Genomic DNA, 23,838 nt, shown 5'->3' with positions numbered 1-23,838 from the left:
TACAAAATTATGGGCGTTCTCTATGATGCAATTTGCCCAAGCCGCTTTTTCAAACGCGAAGGGACAAGAGTTCTATAAACTTCTTGGAACGGGGCGGGATGGTTTTGACCCAAAACCTGACTTTGGGGTTTATGCCGTTTTACAGGTTTGGAAAAGTGAGGAAGCAGCCAATGATTTTTTCAATAATGCCCGAATCATAAAGAAATACCGAAAGAAAGCTGCGGAATGCTATCAAATCTTTATGCGAAATATCGCAGCGAGGGGTAAATGGGATGGGCAAAATCCTTTTAGAAAAAGTGATGACCTAGATGATACACTTACTTATGCGGTTATCACCAGAGCGACAATAAAAATAAGGTTTTTATTGAGGTTTTGGGGTTTCGTACCTAAATCACAACAAGATTTGAAAACAAATACAGGCTTATTATTTACTAAGGGAATTGGCGAAATACCATTTAAGAATATGGCGACTTTTAGTCTATGGAAGGATTTGGACTCTTTAAACAAATTTGCCTATCAAACTGAAGGGCATGTGAAGGCCATTGGCAAGACACGTGAATTAGGATGGTATTCTGAGGAGCTATTTTCGCGCTTTCAACCCTATCGTTCCTCTGGATCCTGGTTTGGTGGTAATCCGTTGGAGAAGGTCTAGTGCAATGGGAAGAGATAGAAAAAAGCAAAAAATAGCAATTGGGCGAAGTATAAATGTATAGCAATAGCTTTGTTCCCCTTTGTCCTGGCCTTATGCAGAATGGTTTGCAAGAGCAGGCCTATACCAAACCACGCGAGGTAATTGTCTATGGGTACTGCCCCCTTGAATTCCCAAAAGTCAAAAACCGGGGCATTCTTTTCCATTAAAAAATCGAGACCTACCATCAGCGCGGCAGCCACAACAATTTTCAACCTTTTTGAAAAACCTATTTTTTTCGAAACTTCAGCAGTGATAAAGGTCAATAAGGCCCAATACGTTCCTATTAAGAAAGGTACGCCATCAAATTTAGGCCCTAAATTACGACCATAGTTATAATCGCCGAACAAGATACCATAATTAACACCCAACCACTCTGAAAACATTCCAATGAAAAAAAAGATGGCAAATAGTGACCATTGTTTTTTTGTCTTTAATGGAAATAGCCATATGAAGATCAATAGACTTACCGTAAGGTTCAAAGGCGATTTAGTGATGAACCAGTCTTGATTGCCAAAATAGATTCCGATTACACCTGATATATGGAATAGCCAGATCATGAATATTCCAAGCTTGGTGTTCGCGGTTCTTTTGAGGTCTATGCTAAGCATTCGGTACGAGGTCGTTCACAATTTTAGAAGATAAAAGGCAAAGTGGTATGCCACCCCCAGGATGTACTGAACCTCCGCAAAAATAGAGGTTCTTGGTTTTAGAACTGAAATTGGGGTGCCTTAAGAAAGCAGCTAATTTTGAGTTGCTCGCCGCACCATACAAGGCCCCACGATAGGAGCTGGTATTTTGCTCGATCTCAATGGGGTCCAATACAAACTCGGTCTCAATATATTCCTCAATATCCGTGTTCAGGATGGTATTTATTTTTCTTATGACGGATTTTCTTGCCATAGCTGCCAATTTTCCCCAATCTTGCCCATGGTTTGCCGGAGCATTGATCATCACAAACCAATTTTCACAGCCTTCTGGGGCATCTTCCCGATTTTCTTTACTTGTCACGTTGATGTAGACCGTAGTATCTTCAAAGAGGCTTTTCTTGTTGAAAATATGGTCGAACTCCTTTTTATAATCTTCACTGAACATGATATTGTGCAAATCGAGCTCAGGAAATGTTTTTGCTATTCCCCAATAAAAAATCAAAGCCGAACTAGAACGTTCTTGGTTTAGTATCTTTCTGGGGTGTTTTATTTCAGGCAATAGTTTTTTATAGGTCGGATAGACATCCATATTACTGATAACCATATCACCAAATACGGTTTCGGTCCGTAACCGTAGCCCTATTGCTTTGTCATTTTCAATTAGTATTTCATCAACGTTGCTATTAAAATGGAACACTATTCCTACATCTAGGGCCAATTGATAAAGTGATTTTGTGATGTTATGCATACCCCCCTTTGGAAAATAGGTGCCCAAATCCATTTCAAGATGCGGAATCATTGACATAATACCCGGCGTTCGATATGGTGAAGAGCCGTTATACGTGGCGTATCTGTTAAAGAGTTGAATCAACTTTGGATTTTGAAAATACTGCATGTTGGTGTTATTCATTGTGTTTTGAATACCCATGCCACCTATTCTTAGCAATGCTTTTACGGTTTTTTTCGAGAGATAGGTCTGAACTTTGTGCAATGATTTTTCAAGAAAAATGGAGCTTGTCAATTCATATTTTTTCTTGTTATCATCAAGATACCTTTTTATTTGCTTGGCATCTTCGCCGAATAAGATAGCCGCCTTCTCGATAAAATCCTCCTTATCCGATTTTACGGTAAATCGAGTACGGTCTTCCCAAAAGTAATTGCAGATTGTTTCTTTTTTAATGTATTCAAAATAGGTATCCGGTCTTTTTCCATGCAATTCGAACAATTCGGTTACAAGCCATGGCATGGTGAATAGGGATGGGCCTAAATCAAATCTATACCCGTTAACTTTTTTTGAGTGTAGCTTTCCACCGGGATAGGAATTTTTTTCGAAAACAATAACATGATACCCCTTGGCTTTTAATCGTAGGGCCGTAGCCAGGCCGGCTATTCCAGAACCAATGACCAATGCTGTTTTGGGCATTATTTTTTGAAGTACTTGAATGGAACGAACAACATGCCAAAACACTCACCGTCTGTTTTACCGAGATGTTTATGATGCATTTTGTGCGCACGCCTTACCCCTTTGGCATACCAATTATTGGCGTTTCTCAAAAACTTAAACCGTTGGTGTATAAAAATATCATGAACGAAAAAATATGCAATTCCGTAAGCCAAAATACCAAAGCCTAGTGGCCAACCGTACCAAAAATCAGTAGTATTGCCAATCATGATCAATGACATACTGACCACTGCATAAAATAGAAAGAAGGCATCGTTGCGTTCAAACCAAGAGTCATGGTCCTTTTTATGGTGGTCTTTATGCAGGCTCCATAAAAAACCATGCATGATATATTTATGTGTAAACCATGCCATAAACTCCATAATACAAAACGTAGCCAAGAATATGACTATCCAAAGAAAAATCTTCATTCCTTTATACCAATTGTAGTTTATAGTTTACATATGATTTGGCCAAGAGCCCGAACTTTTGGTAATTGGGCACCCGAATTCTTGTATTCTTGATTTCCAATGGTGGCGTTTTTTGGAGTTTTTGCAAGAGCTTATTGTAATATTTATACGCCGTATAGACACCAAATTTTGCTTCACTTGGCAGTTTTTCGATTCCTTCCAAACCAGAGGCAAAATCGGCCTTTATTTCATCGACTATCCTTTTCTTTGAAGCTTCATCCAATTCCAATAAATTAGTGTTCGGGAAGTAAGAGCGTTCCAATAGTTCAAAATCAGCTTTTAAATCGCGAAGAAAATTTACTTTTTGAAAGGCTGAGCCCAAGGCCATGGCCGATTCCTTAAGGGACTCATATTTTTCTTTATCTCCCTTTACAAATACACATAAGCACATAAGCCCTACCACATCTGCAGAACCGTAGATATATTCCTTATACTCAGCAGTGGTGTTGTATTGTTTTTTTATCAAATCCATACGCATGCTTTTCATAAAGGCGGCTACGAGTTCGAAGGGTATATCATATTGATGGAAAGTCTGTTGAAACGAATTCAAGATCGGATTCAAACTGATTTTGTACTCAATGGAATTGTGTAGATCTTGCTCGAAGTCGTTGAAAAGTTTCTCTTTGTCATAATCATGAAAAGTATCTACGATTTCATCGGCAAATCTTACAAAGCCATAAATGTTATAGATATCCCTTCTAATTGAGGAGCCCAACATTTTAGTCGCCAGGGCGAAAGAAGTACTGTACGACTCCGTAACTATTTTACTACAATTATAAGATACCGTATCAAAAATAGATTTCATTTTAAGCGTATTTTTTAATAATCAAATCAGAGACCAACTTACCCGAGATCAATGACGGGGGAACACCTGGTCCCGGCACGGTCAGTTGTCCGGTGAAATAAAGATCGTTTACTTTCTTGCTTTTCAGGCCAGGCCTTAAAAAAGCGGTTTGTGTTAGTGTATTGGCCATGCCATAGGCATTACCCTTGTACGAATTGTATTGTTCCACAAAATCGTTGACACAAAAGCTTTCCTTAAATATAATATTATTTCTGACCTCTTGCCCGGTTCTTTTCTCAAATCGGTTCATAATAATATCAAAATATTGATTTCTCAATGCCTCGGTGTCTTCTAAATCTGGGGCTATGGGGATTAGAAAAAAGCCCGTTTCAAAACCGGGGGGCGCCATACTTTCATCCGTTATTGATGGAAAGTTAGCATAGAATAAGGGTTCTGTCGGCCACTGGGGCTCATCATATATTTCTTCGGCATGCTTTTCAAAATCCGTGTCAAAAAAAAGATTATGATGTTGAATGTTTTTTAATTTCTTGTCAAAGCCAACATAAAATAATAGTGAAGACGGGGCGTAGGTCTTTTTATCCCAGTATTTTTCAGAGTACTGGCGGTATTTTTGATCGAGTAATGTTTCTGAATGGTGATAATCGGCCCCACTGATCACAATATCGGCTGCAATACTCTTTCCATTACATTCAATTCCCGTTGTTTTTCCATTCACAACCTCGATTTTCTCCACAGGGGAATCCACGTTTATTTGAACACCCAACTCCCCTGCAAGTTTGGCCATGGCTTTGATGATTTCATACATGCCACCTTTGGGGTGCCATGTACCGAGACCAAAATCGGCAAAATTCATGAAGCTATAAAAAGATGGGGTTTTACTTGGTTTCGCCCCCAAAAACAACACAGGGAATTCAAGTGTCGAAATCAGCTTAGGGTTATCAAATCGTTTTCGTACCTCTTGACTTATACTTTTAAAAAATTGGTCAACTCGCATAACGGTTTCCTTTGTTACCAATTCAAGTGGCGAAAGGCCAGGTCGCAAAACGATTTTGTTGATGGCAATGTCGTAGTTTTGCTGTGCCTTATCGATAAAATCCCTCAAATGGGCACCGCTCCCAGATTCTATGCGTTCAAACTCATTGCATATTTTTGACATGGAGTCACCAATAGTGATTACATCGTCTGAGAAGAATATTTTATAAGCAGGGTCGAGTTTGTCGAGTTTGTAAAAATCTGATGTCTTTTTATTGAAATCATTGAAAAATTTTTCAAAGATGTCGGGCATCCAATACCAGCTCGGGCCAATATCAAAAGTAAACCCTTCTTTTTTAAGCTGTCTAGCCCTGCCACCAACAGTGGGGTTTTTTTCGTAAATGGCTACATCATAACCCGCATTGGCAAGATAGCATGCCACTGACAATGATGAAAAGCCTGAACCGATTACGACTATTTTTTTCATACCAGTATAGCCTATCAGCCTAGAATATTTGTAAGTTTTTCGATAGAACTGAATGTTCTGACTTGTTCTGGGAGGCTTTCTTGGCCAAGATGTTGTACTTGATGACCCAAAATCCACAGATGTGAATTGCCAGCTTCATTTAAAGTCTTGGTAAATGTTTTGATATACTTCCCAATTTCGTCTTTCGTCGGAGAGACCGTGAAATAGGAAATAAAGTGTAAATTATCGTAATATTTCAGTAAGTCGACAAGGTTTTCTATAGGCATTGTCTGGCCCAAATAAATGGATTTATACCCTTTCAGGATAATCTCGTAATTTAAATACAGCAGCCCCAGTTCGTGGATTTCATTTTCGGGTAAGAACAAGACGAATACCTTATCTTTTCTCGTGGGCTCGATGATCTGTAACTTTTCAGTATTAATATAGATTTTTTGTTTGATCAAATTGGTTATGAAGTGCTCGTGCGATGGGCTGATCGTGTCTGTTTGCCATAACAGGCCTAGCTCATTTAAAAGCGGTATAAACACTTCGTTGAAAATATCGCGAAACGACCTTTCCGCTAGAAGACTGTTGTACGTATTAAAGAACAATGTTTGATCGAAGTTGATCATTGAAAGTTTGAATGCATTGATAGCATGACTTTTTTCACTGTTTTTCGCCACAATTTCCCTTACGATAACCGGTATTTCGCTTTCTGGAAGTTTTGCGATTTTTGAGATCTTGTAACCATTGTGATACAACAAGGTGATGTTCAATAGCTTTTGAAGACTCTTTAAACTATAGGTCCTGATGTTGGTCGATGTTCTTTCTGGTGAGAACAAGCTGTATCTTTTCTCCCAAATACGTATGGTGTGTGCTTTGATTCCGGATAGATTTTCCATATCCCGAATACTGAATAATTTTTTTACATTGTTCATTTTTTCAGTAAAATCATTAAACAAATTTACAATTAATATCGTAGCATAGGTATAAGCAACAGTTAAAATTTATAGAATGGACCTTAATTCTGTTTGGCGCATAAAAAAACCCCTTACAATACATGTAAGGGGCTTTGTGCCCACGACTGGAGTCGAACCAGCACGTTCTTGCGAACACTACCCCCTCAAGGTAGCGTGTCTACCAATTCCACCACGTGGGCAAGAAGCGGCTGCAAAAATAATCAAAAATACGGTTATGTTTAAAGTTTTCTTGAGTGTCGCATCGTGATTTCATAACAAAAAGCCGGTGAAATAGTACTCGTACTATTCACCGGCCAACTAACCAACCAATCAAATTTTCAGTCTAGGCGATAGGTTACGTAAATGGTAGCATACTCTTCATAATTGTAATTGTGCGAATTCCAAATACTTTGATTTACCGTATTATCCACTATCGAAACAATGGCCCCAAGTTTTTTATTGGAGACCTTACCTATTTTTGAAGCATTGGTATGGGCATTATCAAATGCTTCTTTTAGAAGTTTTTCATAATCGGCTTCGGTAATCTCAGCCTTAAATTGGTAAGTAGTACTGATACCTGGCATTTTAATCTGGGATAAGGTCTTGATCTTATCCAAAGATGTTGTTTCCAGTTCCAACACTGTTCCATCCCGTTGATATCCGTATGCCAAGAATTCCATTTTATTCTCTTTAAACTCCAGACTATCAATACCTTTCTCGTCCAACTTGGCGAAATACTTCGCTTTGAAGGTTTCCAGACTAGTACATTGCGGATCTGAATAATAGACCTGTTCCATGTTCAGTGATACCTTGGCCTTGTAGCGTGTTATCGTTCTTTTTACTATTGCACGCCCAGTTACGGAGACCGTATTTGGCGCAATTTCCTTAGTTTGTCCTTGTCCAATACATGAAACAAGTAGTAATATGACGAAACATATCTTTTTCATAATGTCGGTTTTTGATTAACTGATAGTGAATAGAAAAGAGGCTACGATCATCCAAATGCCGACCGCGATTCCTAAAATGCCAAGTTTACCTTGTTTGGGTGCGATGCGGTTGCGTAATTCAGCGGCTTTTTCTTTTGCCCTTTCATTATTTCCAATAACAAGTTTGTTGATCAAGCCAAAACCAAGCATAAAGCCCAAGGTGGCTTCAACTATGCTTCCAGCCAACAGACTGGTCCACCAAATTGGCGAGCTGGTCAACCATCCAATGTTCAGAACACTGGTGATGATGCCCCAAACCCCAAAAATGCAGAATACAAGACCTATCCAACCTTGATAGGGCTCGATTTTCTCTAATAATTCTTTGGCATTCGGTTTTTTTGACAATACTAATGAGGGTACTGCAATAATACTTAATAAGACTAAAGTGATTCCGTAAATCATAATGAAGGTTTTAAATTGTCTGATGACAAATTTCAGTCGTTCAAACCTTTATAACAGCCCAATTTTCAGTGGAAATACATACCCTGAAAACAGGGGTGCTTGAATTGGGATTCATTGGAATCGTAGTGGATAATGTATCGTTATTCGTCTACTAAACCCAATTTTAGCGCATGTTTGGTAAGGCCTGCCAAATTTCTTACCTCAAGTTTTGAGATAAGGTTTTTGCGATAACTTTCAATAGTGTGTTTACTCAAGAAAAGTTTGTCGGCTATTTCTTGGGTTGTGTATTCTTGGGCAATTAACTTCAAAACCTCTTTCTCCCTTTTTGAAAGGGATTCGTGCAGTGATTTTTCATTGGAAAACATTCCCTTTAAATAAACATCCTTTATGCTTTGTGAAAAATACTTTTCTCCATCAAGAATGGTGGTTATGGCATGTATCAATTCGGCCTTTTCGGCATTTTTTGGCACATAACCGTCTACATTGTCTTGGGTCAAGGTTTGCACGGTCTGTGCATCATGAAGCATGCTAACGACCAAGGTCTTTACTTTAGGGTGTTTATTTTTTATGTGTCGATTGAGTTCAATGCCATTCAAATCGGGCATGTTCACATCAGTAATCACAAGGTCAATCGATTCGTTATCATTATTGATGTCAAGGTATTTTGCCACATTTTTTCCACTATTTGCGGTAAGGATGATTTCGTATTCTTTTTTTGAGGCAAGAATGCTTAATAGACCATCTAAGAACATTTTATGGTCATCTGCTATAATCAACTTGTAGTTTTTCACGGGTTATTTTTTAATGGAATTTCAATGGTTATGGCGGTACCTCTTTGCAAGGCACTATCCAATACAATGTTTGCGGCCAATTGCCTTAACCTACTTTCAATATTTTGTAATCCAATGCCTTTTTTAAGTTTGGTGGTCTCGAAACCGATACCGTCATCTTCATATAGTAATTGTAATACCCCCTCTAACAGACTTAAATGTATTTCAATAGTAGTTGCATTGGCATGCTTAATGGTATTGGTAAAGAGCTCTTGTATGATTTGATAAAGCGCTATTTTCAAAGGTTCTGGTAAATCGTTGATTTTATCTTCAGGATACGCGGAAAATGAAACGTTTAACGCCGAGTTACTTTTAATCTTTTCAATGTATTCTTCAAGCAAGAGCACAAAGGCATTTTGAACGAATTTCTTAGGCACCAAGTTGTGCGAGATATCACGCACGAGTTCGTAGGTTTCGTTTACTTGCTCAATAATGGTGGTATTGAAATGCGCAGTTGGTTCGCTATTGGCCAATTGAAGCTTGATGCCTGCCAGGTTACCCCCAATACTGTCGTGTAATTGTTCGGCGATTCGCCGCCGTTCATTTTGTTGTGCTTTTAACGAAGCCTTTGTCAAGTTTAATTCTTGTTCGTTCAAAAGGGAGGCTATTTTTTGTGAGTTTAATTCTTTTTCTTGGGTATTCAATTTACTTTGGGCCTGTAACTTTTGATAATAAACGAATAATAGCGCAACTATAGGAATCAATACTACCAAAAAACCATATAAAAATGCCCTTTTAATGGTTTTCTGGCGTTCAATTTCGCTTTGCTTTGCCAGTTGCTGCTCTTTTAATTCGAAGATTTGATTTTCTTTCTTGAGGGTTTGGTATTTTACCTCGAGCTCTCGTATCGCTTCACTGTTCTGTTGTTTTGTAATTTCATCGGAAACCGAAACGTAGTGGGTCATGAGATTGTAAGCGTTCTCGTAGTCCCCTTTCGCCTGGTAGGTCAGTCGCAGGCTGTTGATGATTTCTTTTTGAATTTCAAGTCGGTTCCATTGTATGGCATTTGTGTAGGCCATCGCCAGGGTCATTTCAGCGACCTCATATCGTTCGAGTTTTGTGCATAGTCTTCCATAATCAAGTACTGCTTCGGTATACGTGTCATAATACTTGTTGTGAAGGGTTTTTTCTATAACGTTAGCATAAATCGATAGGGCTTTATCATTGTCATTTTCTTTTTCCAACAAACGGCCTAGGCTTAGGTCGATTTCGAGTGCGGGTTTTTGATCGTTCGTGTTGTCGAGAATTGATTTCGCATCATTGAAATAAACTTTTGCCCGTTGAAGGTCATTTTGCTGAAAAGCGATTTGCCCTAGATAAAAATTGGCTTTCGCCATGGTTTCTTCGGTGACTTTGGTAACCAAAATTTGAGAGAGCAACAATCGTGCTTCATGATATTCGCTTCGTTGTAGATATACCTTAGCCAACCCCAAATTCAAAAGTGGTACTTCGTTTGAATCAGTATTGTTCTTGGCAATTGAAAGACCGTCAATGTATAATTTCAAAGCTTCGTCTTGCAACCCTTTCATAAACTTGGCATCACCTGCCAAGCGGCAGGTCTTCAAGCGATATGACAAAGAATCCCCATTGTTTGATCTTACGATCAATTCTGATATATTTTGAACGTAATGAAGTACGGAATCAGCATTGCCATGTCGAAGATAGGCATCTGCAATATGCGATAGTGCGCTTAGTTTTGCATTGATGTCTTTGGCCTTGTTTAAGTCATGATATAGGGAATCATCAATACTTTCAGGCATATGGCCAAAAGCCTTGAATTCAATTTTTTCTTGTGCAATTAACAGGTTTGGACACAGTACGAGTATGACAAGAAATATGATGAAGAAATATTGTACTTGTGATCTATAGTGATTCATGGCAATCAGGAAATATCTCAATGGATAAAAATACTATTTTTCACCAGGTGTACGCCCCCTGTTTACAGTGAGTTTTAAGCTATCGGGGTTTGCTACGATCCCTTAATGATTTAAATAGGGCCAATTAGGTGTCAATGGGAACATTGGCACTCTTGATGATTGATTAAAAGTTATTTTTACCAAAAGTATCTTGTTCCATGTCTTCTTTAAGTTTTCTCGATTTGATATTGTTCTTGGGTATTAGCCAGGGAATATTCCTTTCCATTTCCCTGCAGCTGATACATGATCGAAACAAAGCTGCCAATAAAATACTTTCTTTATTACTTCTTATCGCTGCGGTAATGCTTTTTGGTCGTGTCGCGGCTTTTCGTATTCCAGAAGCTTGGGTATGGCGATTTGGGATTTTCATAGATACCACGATTTTTTTGTTTGGCCCCTTGCTATATCTTTACGTGAGAAGGTTGTTGTTTAGCGAAAGACCTCCATTTTTGCTGAAATGGTTTCATTATGTACCTGCAGCACTTCACTTTTGCTACTATATTGCCACATTGACCATACCTGTCAAAGGGTTCAATGAGCTTTATTTTTCGGGTAAGTTGAACCTCATGTTCTTCATAGTTGAGGCGCTAGGATTACTTTCCTTTATTGGCTATTGGTTCAAACTGTTCTCTTTGGTCAATGCTTATAGCGCCAAAGAAGAATCCGAATTTTCTTTCAAACAATCCGTTCAAACCTTTGTGAAGTTCTTAATAGGGGTCTTGGCATTGTTTATCGTATTATGGTCGATCAGCTTTACAAGCGCCCATTTTTTTTACACTCCTTTTGGCTATTTCAGTTATGAGATTATGTGGATTTCAATACCTGTTTTCGTCTACGTAATCGGTTATTTCAGCCTTCGACAACCCGCTATTTTCAGGATTCCTGATAAGCCAAAATCAAAAAGCGATAAGCAGCGTTTAAAACCCGATGAGATTCAAACATTACAAAAACGTTTGAAGTATTATATCGTTGAGGAAAAAGTGTATTTACAATCTGATATTACCTTAAAAGTACTTGCAGATAAGCTGGAAACCTCTTCGAATAACCTATCTTGGTTATTGAACCAAGTATATCAAACGTCTTTTTATGATTATATCAATGAACATAGAATACAAGAATTTCTTAAGAAGATCGATCATGAAGAGCACTCCAACCATACCTTTTTAGCCTTGGCTATGGATGTAGGGTTCAATTCAAAGTCTACATTCAATCGCGTATTTAAATCGGTCATGGGCACAACGCCAAGAAACTACCTGAAAGATAAAAATGTTGCCTAGAAAAGTATCAATGTGTACAAAACGTCGATACCATGAAACCCCTAGCATAGTTTTGAGTAATTATTAATCAAAACTTATATCAAATGAAAAATCAAAAATTGCCATCAAAATTGATGGCGACCTTATTGTTTTGTGGGTTGTTATCATTGAGTTCTTGTGTTGACGATTTCGTAGGTGGAAAATCAAAAGCAAAAAAAGTCAGAACGGTTATTGGAGAAGACTTTCCTGCGAATGATGGTCTTTACGTTGCTCCAAACGGTTCTTTATTTGCCTCCAATTTTGGGGTGTTCGACCCAGAGTTGAACAAATACAACGGAACACAGGTGTTCAAAATATCGCGAAACGGAAAAATCAGCGTAAAGGCAGATGGTTTTGAGGCCCCAATGGGTGGGGTTATGGATAGCAAGGGTAATTTTTACTTTACAAACGAGAACAATAATGACTTGGTATCGGGTGTACTTGTCAAAGTTGCTCCGGATGGGACTACTTCTGAAGTTGGGGAAATTGCCGGTTGGCCCTCTGGTTTGACCATTGACGCCGATGATAATATTTACGCTGCCAATTTTGTTTTGCCAGTAATCAACAAGATAACGCCTGATGGCACCATCTCGGAATTTGCAAACGATAGCCGATTGGCAGGTTGTGTTGGTATAGCTATGGATGCCGAAGGAAATGTGGTTACGGCGAATTTTGCCACTGCGGATATTTTAAGTGTAAGTCCAGATGCCAATGTGTCTTTGATTACAACCATACCCGATGTGACTTTTGGTTTTGCCATCGGTTATATGACCATTTTCAAAGGGGCTATTTATGCTACCGGAATCAATGAAAATGTAATTTACAAAGTGGGTTTTGACGGTACCACCGAAATTTTTGCGGGTACCGGTGAAAATGGTAGCACTGATGGTAAACTCAATGAGGCAACATTTTCCAATCCAAATGGTATCGCAGGTGATGAACGTAGGGGAATATTGTACATATCGCAGTTTGGTACCCCTGGTCTACGGGCCATAAAGTTTTAGTCCATTCAATGAAGGCAAATATCATTCTATTGTAAGAAGATTTTCTAGGTTTTCTTTACTCCAATGAGCGATAAATTGATGAAGCTTATATTTTTTGGTTCGAACCGAGAAAATTTCAATTCGATATTTTCAATTTCCGAAGGTTTGACAAATGGTAAATCCAGTATTTAATTCAGGTGGTCGAATTCCAATACGACCGCCTGAATTAATATGGAAAATCAAATAGCCTTAACCATGTTTCAATATATTACTATTTTGCATTTTTAATTATGTCATTTTAGTGGCATATATTACTTTCAATTTATCTTGAATGATTAACCAAAATATAGCAATGAAAAAGAACTTGATTTATTTGTTTGTTAGCTTTATCATTTTGTCTTGTGCACAAAAGAAAACCTCAAAAGAAAATACCTCTTTTGCGCAGTTTGAAAGCCTTAATGACTCTTTAACCGTTGATTTGAAAACGTTATACGAACAAGGCGGTATCAAAGGATTTTCCGTGGCCATAGTAAATCAAGATACGATACTTTATGAAAAAGGTTTTGGGTTTTCCGATGTTGGAAAAAAAATAGCCCATACCGAGCATACGGTTCAAAATATAGCATCCGTTTCGAAAACCTTGATCGGAGTGGCTTTGTTGAAAGCACAAGAAATGGGAAAATTGAAACTTGAAGATCCAGTGAATAAGTACCTGCCTTTTGAGGTTTATAATCCCTATTATCCTGAAGATAGCATTACCATAAAGCATTTGGCGACCCATACCTCGGCAATACAAGACAGTGACCTTTATAGTGAAAAGTCATACATTGTTAAAAATGCCGATGAACTTGAGTTGGCTAAATCGATACCGAGTTCTGAAGAATTCAATGCTCCTGATTCGGCAATGCCTCTTGAAGACTTTTTGAAGAACTTTTTGTCAGAAGGTGAAGCTTGGTACCAAAAAGGGAATTATTTGAATAAAAGGCCAGGGGCCTTATATGAGTATACCAATGTGGGAGCCACATTGGCAGCCTATATTATTGAGGTCTCCACCGGAAAAACATATGCCGAATTCACCAAGGAGCATATTTTAAGTCCTTTGAAGATGACTTCTTCAGGTTGGACCTATGATGACATCGATATGTCAAAATACACCAAACTTTATACCGTTGATGGAAAAGAAATTCCATACTACACTTTAGTCACTTATCCAGATGGGGGGTTAATGACCTCTATGGCCGACATGGGCAAATACCTATCAGAGTTGATTCGCGGATATTCTGGAGAAGGAAAATTGTTGTCTAAGGAAAGTTATGCCCAGATTTTTTCAGAACTGCTTTCTGAAGATAATTTTGAAGAAGAACGGGATACGGACAGGAACTTTGATGATGAATATAATTCTGGGCTTTTTATAGGCTATACCCCAATTGGGTACATAGGCCATATGGGTGGTGACCCCGGGGTCTCGACCTTTATGTTTTTTAATCCAAAGACCAAAATTGGCAAACTACTCTTTGTAAATACAGACCTTGACCAAAAAGGGGCAGACCAGTTTTATGAGGTCTGGGATAAACTTGGGGAGTATGAGGTCAGGTTGGATCAAAGTTTCCCAGAATAAGTATGTTGAACAAAGCATGCTACATCGTTTTTATTTTTATAGTTGCTTGTGGTACCCTATTTGCACAAGATTACGGGCGTTTGGAGGGAATTGGAACAGAATTGAATAGCATTCTTAGAGTGACTAAAGCCCCTGGCTTTGCCGTTGCCGTTGTTAAAGGGGAGAAGGTTATCTATGCGAAAGGCTTTGGATATCGACATTGGGAAGATAAAATGCCAATGGACGTAAATACCTTATTTCCGGTGGGTTCTACCACTAAGGCATTCACCAGTGCCTTGTTGGGTCAGTTAAGGGACGAAGGCAAACTTTCTTTTGCCGACAGCCCGATTAAACATATTCAGGAACTCGAATTCTATACAGAAGCACTAAATGGAATGATCAATATAAAAGATTTGATGACCCATCAGACCGGTATTCCAAGACATGATGAGTCTTGGTATTTATTTCCTACATCGAACAAAGACAGTTTAATACATCGTATCAAATACCATGAACCCTTCACAGGAATTCGTCAACAATGGCATTACAATAATTTCATGTTCCTGATCCAAGGTGTTCTAGGGGAACGTTTGACCGGAAAAAGTTGGGAGCAAAATATAAGGGAGCGCTTTTTTGTGCCTTTGGATATGCAAAGATCCAATACCTCACTTTCTGAGCTCAAGAAAAGCACCAACGTGGCCATGGGATACGAACTGAGACATGATACGCTTATCAAAAAGATGGATTATTTCGACTTGGCCGGTATGGCACCTGCGGGTAGTATCAACAGTAGTGCAAACGAGATGGCCAAATGGTTGATCGTTTGGTTGAATAAGGGAAGATACCAACGAAAACAAATCCTACCGGAAGTTTATGTAGAAGAAGCCATGAGTTCCCAAGCGGTGACCAGTGCATCCTTACCTGACGAAGACTTTCCAGATATGCATCTGTCCACTTACGGTTACGGTTGGTTTATTTCTTCCTATCGTGGGCATTATAGAGTGCAACATGAAGGAAATATCGATGGCTTTTCAGCTAATGTTTCCTTTTTTCCTAGTGATGGCCTTGGTATCGTTGTGCTAACCAATCAAAATGGTTCATCCATAACATCAATGGTACGGAATACCATAGCCGATAGAATGTTGCATACCGAAAGAACCGATTGGGTAAAAGATTTTGTCATAACACAAGAAAAAGCCAAAAAAGAAAGAAAAGGGAATGAAGAAATAGCAAGGCCCAATATAAAAACTGCAGACAACCCTTTACATGCGCTTAATAGTTATACAGGTTATTACGGCAATAAGGGTTACGGACAGTTCAAGATAGTGAAGGAAAAAGATTCGCTTTTTGCGCAATTCAAATTGCAAAAATATTATCTAAAACACCTGCATCATCATGTATTTGCTCCCTTTGAAGCTACTGATACAGGTGTTGATCTAAGTAAGGTTTGGCCGATACAATTTAATTTTAGAACCGATGATGATGGTGAAATTATTTGTGTCGGAGTGAATTTAGAGGGTATGCTTAAAGACCCTATACTATTCGCTCGAAAAGTCAATTGAGGCGTTTTGCAAATGGTAATTAGTAGTTGTTCAAGATGATTATTGCACAACTCAGATATTGCTTATATCCCCCTCAACGAAATTTTATTACTGCGATACTTCGGTACCTGTAATCAGAAATTGGGGGAGTTTATCAATGGTCAACCAACCTCCGGTAATGTTGTTCGTGAAAAATACAAAGCCCATATCCAATTCTGGGTAGTACCTGAAATTACTCACGAAATCCCTTGTGACACCACTATGGCCATAAAAATATCCGGTTTTATCTTTTCTTAATGCTAAACCCAGCCCCCAAGATATTCCGTCTTCAACCAAAACTTGCTCTTTGAACCACGCTTCGTAAGTCGCTGATTTTAGTCCTATCCGATTCCTTAAAGCAAAAACAAATGTTGAAAAATCTTTGGCATTGGTCATAAGGCTATAAGCTGCCATTGGTTTTTCAATAGTACGTGTTTTGGCCGGTTTACCATGATAAAAACCATCAGAAGCTTGAATTTTCACTTCATCTGTGGTCTGAAAATAGAAGTTTTTTAATTCCAATGGAGCGATAAGTTCTTCTTGTAGTATGGTTTCAATATCCTTGTTGGTGATATGCTCTAATACCCGCTTAAGATATTCAAAGCCCTCACCAGAATAGCCATATTTTGTTCCTGGTGTAAATAGCAGCTCAAAGTGCCCTTTTTTATCTTTCTTTGCCCAGTTCGGAAAACCGGTTTGATGACTTAGAACATGTCTCGCAGTGATTAATTTATGCCTTTTGTCATGGGCAATTGCCTCAAAAATTAAATCCTTGTAAAGTGGTCTGTCCAAATCTAAAATCCCTTTTTCTACCAATCGCATTACGGCAAAGGAAAATACAAGCTTTGTAATTGAGCCTGCCTCAAACAATGTTTTCTCATTTATTGCTTCTTTGGTGATGGGGTTTTTGAACCCATACGATTTTTGATAAATCATCTCACCGCCCTTAAATAAGGCCAACGAAGCCCCAGGTACTTGAAAATAATCTAGATTATAGTGGATAAAATCATCTAAAAATTGGGTTTTTTCACTGTCAAGATCATGCAAGATTCCCTGTTCAGGTATTTGATCGGCAATTCCTATGGTGTCTAGAATCAAAGGTTGCACTATCGCTTCGCCTACAGAATCGATGGTGATTTGAATTTTAGAGCTTTCTTCATTGATCCGTATAAATCTTTGACCCCAATCGCGTTGCCAATGGTATTTTATAGCCGGTTCTACAACATACTGACCGGGAGCGATAACTGTATTGAAATGACCTAAGGAATCTACGTCTATAAAAGAGATTTGAAACGGATCATATTTGGAAGTGATCTTCACTTTTGAGGGGTACCTGTTTATAGCGGTATCTTTCCATTGTAATTGGCCATTTAGCCGTACTTCGGTAACCTTATCTTGTGCTTGTACGGTCGCTACGCCACAATAAAACGCGCACAGTAACCATACGATTATACGTAAAAGTTGCATTTCAAATTTATTTATGTATGGTAATCGACTATTGAATCGTAGTAGTTATTTCTACGGTCCCTTTTTTTGCTTTAGGGCCATATTTTAGAACCCCGTCATCGGGGCTGAGCTTAAGCACCGTACACTTCATTCCGGCAATGTTTATGGCCTGGTCTTTTGGCGCTTCTTTACCGTTAAAAATAAAGTAATGTACCTCCCCTAGATAAGAAGCCCTACCCCGTAAGTTGAAATTGTTGTCCCCGTGCTGTATTCGCACTTTTTCACCTCGTATATATACTTTGCCATCTTCACTTGACCAAATCAAATTATTTCCATAAATGACTCCCGGATTTTCAAGGAGTTCATCGTGTTGGGACTGTGCTAAAGGGTTAGAAGGTAAAAGGCTTGTTTCGTCAAAAGCAGTACTGATGAATAGCAAAGTAAGCACAGGTATAAGTAGTAGCAAACGATATGACCTTGGTTGTTTTTCTTGAAATTTTGATAGCATAATAAGTCTATTTTTAATGGTTGAATGATTGTTGAATGCGCTGGCAAAACCAGCTATTTTGTGCGGAAAGGAGTAGTTCAGTAATTGGTTGGCATAGTCTTTTGAATTCGCGCCACATCGCAACACAAAATCATCTGATAAGTACTCATGATTGACTTTTACCCTTCGTTTGAATAAATAGACGAATGGATTGAACCAGAATAAGATTTGTAAAAGTTCAATAAGTACAATATCTATGGAATGCCATTGGTATTTATGGGCAATTTCATGAATCAAGAGTTCTTTCTCGAGTTTATCGTTTTCGAATTCCGTTTTGTTCACGAATATGGTTTGAAAAAAAGTGAAAGGAGGAATATCTTCGGTAATAAGTGATAATGGGTGCCCTTTATGATTTACCTTTTCCGCAGTACGCCATTTGAGCAAAAGTGTTCGTAAATGCAAAACGAACCGCAACAAAAATACGATTGCAACAACGGCATATATAAAAGTAACTATAGCAAAAATATCTAAATATCCATTTTCATTAGAGGGATTTATAAGGCCGTCAGTTGTGGGCAGGTAATTGGAAATAGGTAAAATTTGAAAGACGGGGGTACCGGTACCATACGATTGTACAGGTAAAGAATCAGTAGAAATACTAACCAAAGGTACCAAGAACGAAAATAAAAGGGAGAATAGTAGTATAAACCTATTCAGACTATAATTGGTAGTGTTTTTGAAAAAAAACTCAAATACCAAAAATAGAATAGCGAAGCAGAGGGTGGATTCAATCAAATACTCAATCATTTGGTCTTGATTTTATTTTTTCATCTACGATTTTCCTCAACTTCTTTAAATCCTTATCAGAGATGTCCATTTCTTTGGTGAAAAAAGAGCCGAACTGTTCAACCGAATTATTAAAGAAGTTTTTGAGCAAGCCTTTCATGTGTTTGGAAAAATAGTGCTCTTTGCTTACTAACGGGTAATATTTTCTGCTGTTACCGTGCAACTCATAATCCACAAAACCTTTTTCAATCAACTTTTTCAAAAATGTATTTATCGTGGTGGTGGCAGGTTTGGGGTCTGGGTATGCTTCCTTTAATTCTTTAAAAAAAGCTTTTCCCATCTTCCAGAGATAGGTCATTAACTGTTCTTCTGATTTTGTCAATTGCATCAACTCTATTTTATTAGTTTTAACTCTAAAAATATAGAGCAAATATAAATAAAAAAATCAAATATCCTAAAAATTGAAAGTTGGTAATGGTTTAAACTAGGTGCCTAAACTCTTTATCTAGGCACTTATTCTAAGAGTAAATGATGTATAATAATGTAAGTAATCGGCAGGAATAAGGCTTTAAAATTGTAGCCAAATAAAAACCCCTTAAGAAAGGGGTTTTTTAAGTGACCTGACTGGGGCTCGAACTTAAGCTCTAATCATTTGATATTCAAAAAGTTAAAATTACTGTTTGTGATATGTACACCGATTTGCGCACCTATCCAAAACTATATATCAAATGAACTTATTTGCTTGATTTTGCTATCAAATTTAATTGATTAAGGTAAATATAGGTTTTTACTTAGCTACTTTTCCAATATTTCCATCAATTGAAAATTCAAGTATAATTTCTCTTTTCCAACTTTGACCGATTTTAGAAAACCAGCTTGTTCCAAATCCCTTAAATAGTTGCCCACGGTTTTCGGAGTTCCTAGTTTCTCATCAATCAAATGTTTCCTTTTGGTATAAGGTAATCTAAATAGAATCTCAACTAATTCTCTAGAATATGCTTTGGGCAGTTGGTTCTTAATTTCTTCGGATAGTTGCTCCATAAGATTGGTAATAGCTTCTAAGCGTACCAATCCTTTTTGGGCAGTTATTTCTATCATATCTAACATATACAATATCCAACCTTCCCAATCTTCCTTTTCTGTCACTAGCCTTAATTTATTATAATAAGCTGCTTTATTGTTAATGATGTACTCGCTTAGATAAATTGCTGGAAAATCTAAGAGCTTTTCCAATTTTAGATAGAGTAGGAGTAGAATACGCCCAGTTCTTCCATTACCATCGGCAAAAGGGTGAATAGCTTCAAATTGATAATGCATTAGAGCCATTTTTATTAGCGGATCTAGTTTACTTGGCTCATTTATGAACTTTTCTAAGTTAGAGAGCTTATCTCGTATGATGTCTTCCCCCGTTGGAGGTGTATAAATAACTTCTCCCTTGGCATTGGACAAGGTAGTGCCAGGGGTCGTTCTAATACCAGAATCATTTTGTTTGATTCGTTGTACAATCTCAACACAAAGATTAGTGGTGATAAAGGGTTTCTTTTCTAAATGTTCTAGGGCATGCCATAAAGCTTCTTTATAACTGATTACCTCTTTTGCTGCAGGGTTATCAAACTTTTTATCGGCTATAGCAGCTTGGTACAAATCATCATTGGTGGTTATTATATTCTCAATCTCTGAACTTGCTTTTGCTTCTTGTAAATGGATGGTATCTAAAAATAATCTAGGGTTAGGTAGATTGGTAATGGCACCGTTTAACTTCGATAAAGCCCTGCTTGCGGATATTGTTTTTCTTAAAACTGCAGTAGTCTCTAACTCTTTTTTAGGAGGAAGAAAGGGTAAATCGTTATATGGAATTTCTTTATTAAAACCAGTCATTGGTTAAGAGTAGTATTTACACTTGTTTATTAAACAAGGGTAAATATAAAAAAAAATTACCTCTGTTTTAAAAATGAGGGTAAAAATTACTTTCGTAGGGTTACCATGAAATCGTTTATTTGAACTTTGGCTATACATTTATAGGTAACTGACTGTTAACTAATCCCACCATAGAAATAATTGGTTTGATTGTGATAATTCCTCTTCAAGTGTTTCTATATCTCCAGTTCCTTGATCAACAATATCAGGACAAAACTCGTACATCTTGTCTGCCAAGGCAGTAAAATTTTTCGGTGGATTTAAAAACTGGCCTTCTACCCAGTCAAAATCAGCACCTAAAATTTCAAGATTATATTTTTCATCCCATCTTTTTAGTTCATTTATTATACTGTCCGTATCAATATCATAATTACCCCCGTTTGTGGCTTGATATCTTAAAATATCAAATTGATCTTCAGTTTTTATCACTGCGATTTTGTCCTTAGAGTATCCAAAATTTTGCTCTGATCTAAAAACATAATAGCCCATTGGCTTTAGCTTATCTTTTAGTCTTAAAACCAAATCCAAGGAATTATCTCCATTAATTTCAAATTCTATAGCATTTGGTTCAATGATTTGTTTTTCTTCTCGATCGGGATAAACACTAATTATTTCGGTTTTTAGTCTAGTAAATTCTGATTTTGTTTCTTTTCTCAGTAATTCAATAACACCATCGTCAAAACTAACCTCTTTGGCAAGTATTTGATCGTTTTTGTTTTTCAAATTACAACCTGAAACTGATGCAACTAGTATTAAAATTATAGTCAAGTTTTTCATATTTTTCCTCCCCTAGCACCTATGTATTAAAGTAATCAATTATCGTTTTATTGAACTTTGGTTTTAAATTTCAGATTTTAACGTTTCTCCTAAACGAACCGATTTTTCCTTTCCCCATCCTCTTGAAAGGTGATTCATGGCTAGTATTTTCACATCTATACCCAAAATTTTGAATGGCTGAATTTTGTCTTTGGTAAGTGTGATATTGTATAGTTTTTCAAAATATTCCTTCACTTCATTTCCGTGGATGAAAATTATTTTAGGTTTTATGGTCTCTAACAAATATTCAAAAACTTCACTCTTTCTGTCTCCAGATTTCAATTCATCGGCTGTTGGTGTTGCTTTTACAAATAAGTTCGTCTCCAATGTTTTAATTGGTTTTATTGACTCCGTTATCCATTCAATCCGCTGTCTCGTATTACTAAGCTTGTTTCGACGTGTTTTATTAGGTTTTAGAGGTTTTTCTTTACGTTCCAAAATGTAGCTTTCTATCCATTTCCCCTTGTTAAAACCAAAGCCCTGAGTCCAAAAACTCCAAAAATCATTCTGCATTTCGGTAGCTGCATTTATTCCAACTATAAATATTTTACATTCTAGTGGGTCACCGCTACAAATAAAAGGTCTTGGCTTGTCATACTTTTCCAATTTCTCCTGAAGATTAATTTCAAATTCCAGTAAAGTCATTCAATCAAGATTTGGATTAGAAAACAACGCCAACATCATAAGATTCTATTGTCAGACTTTTTATTATTCTCCCTTTTCGCTTCAATATCCTCAAGCAGACCTTTTGCGGTTTTTGCACCCACCCCTGTTTCAGGAAATGATGTGTCTAAATACCAGTTTGAATCACTTGTTGTCCGGTAGAACCTCCTATAAAAGAAATCCCTATGTGCCATTTCTTCATCACTATTTTGCACAGAATTATTCACATAATCATGAGCTTCCCGCTGGGTGGGTTTAGTAGCTATATGTTCTTCCTTAGATTCTATTAATTGATAAATTCTATATTGAAATATTTTTTCTTCCATCGTTTCTTTGAACTTTATTCTTTCTTTACAATTAGCTTTAACCTTCGTAATGCGTCTACTGCATTCTCAATTTGGGTCAATTGTTTATCCCCAATTATTTCTAGATTCAGAGGCAGGTAAGTCAATTTAATTTGCGAAAATTGCCTTGGGTCAAGTATCTCTAAATCAGAATCAAGGATATATTCTGTTTTGATATTGGATTCTCCAAAGTACTTCATCAATCTATTGTATTCCTCTTCAATCTCCATTAACGATAATCGTTTTATTGAACTTTTGGAGTATTAATATTCTGGAGGGTATTTACATCCACTATTTCAGACCATCCAGTTGTATTATTAAAAAATTTAAAGCTATCATATGACACTTCCTCTTCGAAATTACCATCGATATTTTCACCTTTCTCATTGACCACATAGTTGTAATCACCTATGGCAATATTCAATGCTTTATATTTTTCAATCATCCTTTAATTGAACTTTTTAGTATATAGTTCTTGTGTTACCGCTTTTCAAAACCCATTGTTCGACAATCCCATAGGCTTCAAATAAAACTTTGGTAAGATTGGAATCTCTACTTGTTCTTTTCCATTTTTTATTCTTTTTCCCACTCTTATTATTGGAAGCCCTAACTTTCAAACGTCTCCATTTGAGAGTTTCAATCCAAATTTGATAATCGTTTCCTGCGTCATCCACTACCTTCATGGAACGAACCTTATCATCTTTATATTCATATTGCGGATGAAGCCCAACCTTTTTTGACCAATCCTCCACAACTCGATCTATTCTGGAATGTCTTCTTTTCTTAGAATTGGACCCAAGCAGGAACAAATCCAAAACAGAAATTAGAATTTCAGCAATACCTTCGAGCATATACTATATCGTTTTTTTAAACTTTTCAATCACTCTTCCTTTTTGACTCTTTTAATTCCCGTTCCAAAATGAATAGGGCATAATAACCCCGCCGTCAATGCCTCAACCAATGCTCTTAGTCTGGGATTATCGATTTCAATATACCTGTACTTTCCCCTTCCCCTTAAACAAATATCATTTGGTTTTAAATATTCTCGGTAGAATACCCCTGTTTTAGAAATATGATTATATAATCTTTGATTAAGACCCTTTTTCCCAGATGGTGTCATTCCAACGTGTAGGACTTGGTCAGTTTGGCTATATATTACATACACTCCATGCTTTGAACTAACATTCACTTTTCCTTTTTTAGGAAAAGTGTACAGTTCAGAACAAATTAAACTACGGTGCAACTCCTTTATTTTGTCTATTTCATTCAAAAAATTCATATATAATCTATAGCTTCACAATCCTTTATTTGAACTTTATCTGTTTCTTAATATCCTTTC

General features: G+C 37.3%; 26 protein-coding genes and 1 tRNA gene. 5 read left to right on the top strand and 22 right to left on the bottom strand.

Going from position 1 to position 23,838, the window contains the following annotated elements; genetic code table 11:
- Positions 1-22: 22 nt before the first annotated feature.
- On the top strand, positions 23-652 hold the full coding sequence (locus AACM45_RS12935; RefSeq protein WP_339143202.1) for a DUF3291 domain-containing protein: 630 nt from the start codon (positions 23-25) through the stop codon (positions 650-652).
- Here AACM45_RS12935 and AACM45_RS12930 read toward each other — a convergent pair.
- From AACM45_RS12930 to AACM45_RS12880, 11 genes are all read right to left on the bottom strand, one after another.
- Entirely contained in the window at positions 649-1,248 is a 600-nt protein-coding gene (locus AACM45_RS12930; RefSeq protein ID WP_339143201.1) for a carotenoid biosynthesis protein, read from the bottom strand. The genes AACM45_RS12935 and AACM45_RS12930 overlap by 4 nt on opposite strands.
- Positions 1,249-1,291: 43 nt before the next feature.
- The gene (crtD, locus tag AACM45_RS12925) at positions 1,292-2,761 is read right to left on the bottom strand and encodes a 1-hydroxycarotenoid 3,4-desaturase CrtD (protein ID WP_339143200.1); all 1,470 of its coding nucleotides are present in this window, start codon (positions 2,759-2,761) and stop codon (positions 1,292-1,294) included.
- Positions 2,761-3,210 (bottom strand): beta-carotene hydroxylase, encoded by a 450-nt coding sequence (locus AACM45_RS12920; RefSeq protein ID WP_339143199.1) that lies wholly within the window; start codon positions 3,208-3,210, stop codon positions 2,761-2,763. Before AACM45_RS12920 ends, crtD begins: the two co-directional genes overlap by 1 nt.
- Positions 3,211-3,214: 4 nt before the next feature.
- Positions 3,215-4,054, bottom strand: a complete 840-nt coding sequence (locus tag AACM45_RS12915; protein ID WP_339143197.1) for a phytoene/squalene synthase family protein — start codon at positions 4,052-4,054, stop codon at positions 3,215-3,217.
- A 1-nt stretch (position 4,055) separates the two neighbouring features.
- Positions 4,056-5,513, bottom strand: a complete 1,458-nt coding sequence (locus tag AACM45_RS12910; protein ID WP_339143195.1) for a phytoene desaturase family protein — start codon at positions 5,511-5,513, stop codon at positions 4,056-4,058.
- A gap of 14 nt (positions 5,514-5,527) precedes the next feature.
- Positions 5,528-6,430, bottom strand: coding sequence for a MerR family transcriptional regulator (locus tag AACM45_RS12905; RefSeq protein WP_339143194.1), 903 nt, complete (start codon positions 6,428-6,430; stop codon positions 5,528-5,530).
- 137 nt (positions 6,431-6,567) lie between these two features.
- Positions 6,568-6,651 (bottom strand) — tRNA-Leu (locus AACM45_RS12900).
- A gap of 138 nt (positions 6,652-6,789) precedes the next feature.
- The gene (locus tag AACM45_RS12895) at positions 6,790-7,398 is read right to left on the bottom strand and encodes a hypothetical protein (RefSeq protein ID WP_339143192.1); all 609 of its coding nucleotides are present in this window, start codon (positions 7,396-7,398) and stop codon (positions 6,790-6,792) included.
- A 15-nt stretch (positions 7,399-7,413) separates the two neighbouring features.
- Complete coding sequence (locus AACM45_RS12890) at positions 7,414-7,839, bottom strand: hypothetical protein (protein ID WP_339143191.1); 426 nt, start codon at positions 7,837-7,839, stop codon at positions 7,414-7,416.
- A gap of 140 nt (positions 7,840-7,979) precedes the next feature.
- On the bottom strand, positions 7,980-8,630 hold the full coding sequence (locus tag AACM45_RS12885; RefSeq protein ID WP_339143190.1) for a response regulator transcription factor: 651 nt from the start codon (positions 8,628-8,630) through the stop codon (positions 7,980-7,982).
- On the bottom strand, positions 8,627-10,567 hold the full coding sequence (locus AACM45_RS12880; RefSeq protein ID WP_339143188.1) for a tetratricopeptide repeat-containing sensor histidine kinase: 1,941 nt from the start codon (positions 10,565-10,567) through the stop codon (positions 8,627-8,629). Before AACM45_RS12880 ends, AACM45_RS12885 begins: the two co-directional genes overlap by 4 nt.
- Positions 10,568-10,743: 176 nt before the next feature.
- On the opposite strand from AACM45_RS12880, the gene AACM45_RS12875 reads away from it, so the two are divergent.
- The 4 genes from AACM45_RS12875 (at position 10,744) to AACM45_RS12860 (ending at position 16,022) form a co-directional block, all read left to right on the top strand.
- Positions 10,744-11,862, top strand: coding sequence for a helix-turn-helix domain-containing protein (locus AACM45_RS12875; RefSeq protein WP_339143186.1), 1,119 nt, complete (start codon positions 10,744-10,746; stop codon positions 11,860-11,862).
- Positions 11,863-11,945: 83 nt separating this feature from the next.
- Complete coding sequence (locus AACM45_RS12870) at positions 11,946-12,884, top strand: hypothetical protein (RefSeq protein WP_339143185.1); 939 nt, start codon at positions 11,946-11,948, stop codon at positions 12,882-12,884.
- A 331-nt stretch (positions 12,885-13,215) separates the two neighbouring features.
- Positions 13,216-14,481 carry a serine hydrolase domain-containing protein gene (locus AACM45_RS12865; protein WP_339143184.1) on the top strand — a complete coding sequence of 422 codons (1,266 nt, stop codon included), beginning with the start codon at positions 13,216-13,218 and terminating at the stop codon, positions 14,479-14,481.
- Between the two features lie 2 nt (positions 14,482-14,483).
- Complete coding sequence (locus tag AACM45_RS12860; RefSeq protein ID WP_339143183.1) at positions 14,484-16,022, top strand: serine hydrolase; 1,539 nt, start codon at positions 14,484-14,486, stop codon at positions 16,020-16,022.
- 87 nt (positions 16,023-16,109) lie between these two features.
- Here AACM45_RS12860 and AACM45_RS12855 read toward each other — a convergent pair whose 3' ends face one another.
- From AACM45_RS12855 to AACM45_RS12805, 11 genes are all read right to left on the bottom strand, one after another.
- On the bottom strand, positions 16,110-17,507 hold the full coding sequence (locus AACM45_RS12855) for a serine hydrolase domain-containing protein (RefSeq protein ID WP_339143181.1): 1,398 nt from the start codon (positions 17,505-17,507) through the stop codon (positions 16,110-16,112).
- Between the two features lie 28 nt (positions 17,508-17,535).
- Positions 17,536-18,780, bottom strand: coding sequence for a M56 family metallopeptidase (locus AACM45_RS12850; protein ID WP_339143180.1), 1,245 nt, complete (start codon positions 18,778-18,780; stop codon positions 17,536-17,538).
- A complete protein-coding gene (locus AACM45_RS12845; RefSeq protein ID WP_339143178.1) occupies positions 18,773-19,147 on the bottom strand; it encodes a BlaI/MecI/CopY family transcriptional regulator in 375 nt (124 codons plus the stop codon). Before AACM45_RS12845 ends, AACM45_RS12850 begins: the two co-directional genes overlap by 8 nt.
- A gap of 407 nt (positions 19,148-19,554) precedes the next feature.
- A complete protein-coding gene (locus AACM45_RS12840) occupies positions 19,555-20,637 on the bottom strand; it encodes a Fic family protein (RefSeq protein WP_339143176.1) in 1,083 nt (360 codons plus the stop codon).
- Between the two features lie 159 nt (positions 20,638-20,796).
- Positions 20,797-21,453: a DUF4253 domain-containing protein gene (locus AACM45_RS12835; RefSeq protein ID WP_339143175.1), complete on the bottom strand. Its 657-nt coding sequence runs from the start codon at positions 21,451-21,453 to the stop codon at positions 20,797-20,799.
- Positions 21,454-21,516: 63 nt separating this feature from the next.
- The gene (locus tag AACM45_RS12830) at positions 21,517-22,137 is read right to left on the bottom strand and encodes a hypothetical protein (RefSeq protein WP_339143174.1); all 621 of its coding nucleotides are present in this window, start codon (positions 22,135-22,137) and stop codon (positions 21,517-21,519) included.
- Positions 22,138-22,172: 35 nt separating this feature from the next.
- Positions 22,173-22,481: a hypothetical protein gene (locus AACM45_RS12825; RefSeq protein ID WP_339143172.1), complete on the bottom strand. Its 309-nt coding sequence runs from the start codon at positions 22,479-22,481 to the stop codon at positions 22,173-22,175.
- 14 nt (positions 22,482-22,495) lie between these two features.
- Positions 22,496-22,729, bottom strand: a complete 234-nt coding sequence (locus AACM45_RS12820) for a hypothetical protein (RefSeq protein WP_339143170.1) — start codon at positions 22,727-22,729, stop codon at positions 22,496-22,498.
- 14 nt (positions 22,730-22,743) lie between these two features.
- Entirely contained in the window at positions 22,744-22,944 is a 201-nt protein-coding gene (locus tag AACM45_RS12815; protein WP_339143169.1) for a hypothetical protein, read from the bottom strand.
- A gap of 16 nt (positions 22,945-22,960) precedes the next feature.
- Positions 22,961-23,350, bottom strand: a complete 390-nt coding sequence (locus AACM45_RS12810; protein ID WP_339143168.1) for a hypothetical protein — start codon at positions 23,348-23,350, stop codon at positions 22,961-22,963.
- Positions 23,351-23,379: 29 nt separating this feature from the next.
- Positions 23,380-23,769, bottom strand: coding sequence for a hypothetical protein (locus AACM45_RS12805; protein WP_339143167.1), 390 nt, complete (start codon positions 23,767-23,769; stop codon positions 23,380-23,382).
- Between the last annotated feature and the right edge of the window lie 69 nt (positions 23,770-23,838).

Origin of the sequence: Croceitalea sp. MTPC5 (assembly GCF_036985505.1) — a bacterium.
Lineage (GTDB): Bacteria > Bacteroidota > Bacteroidia > Flavobacteriales > Flavobacteriaceae > Croceitalea.
The sequence above is the reverse complement of the archived record's forward strand: the minus strand, read 5'-3'. Positions and strand labels throughout refer to the sequence as shown.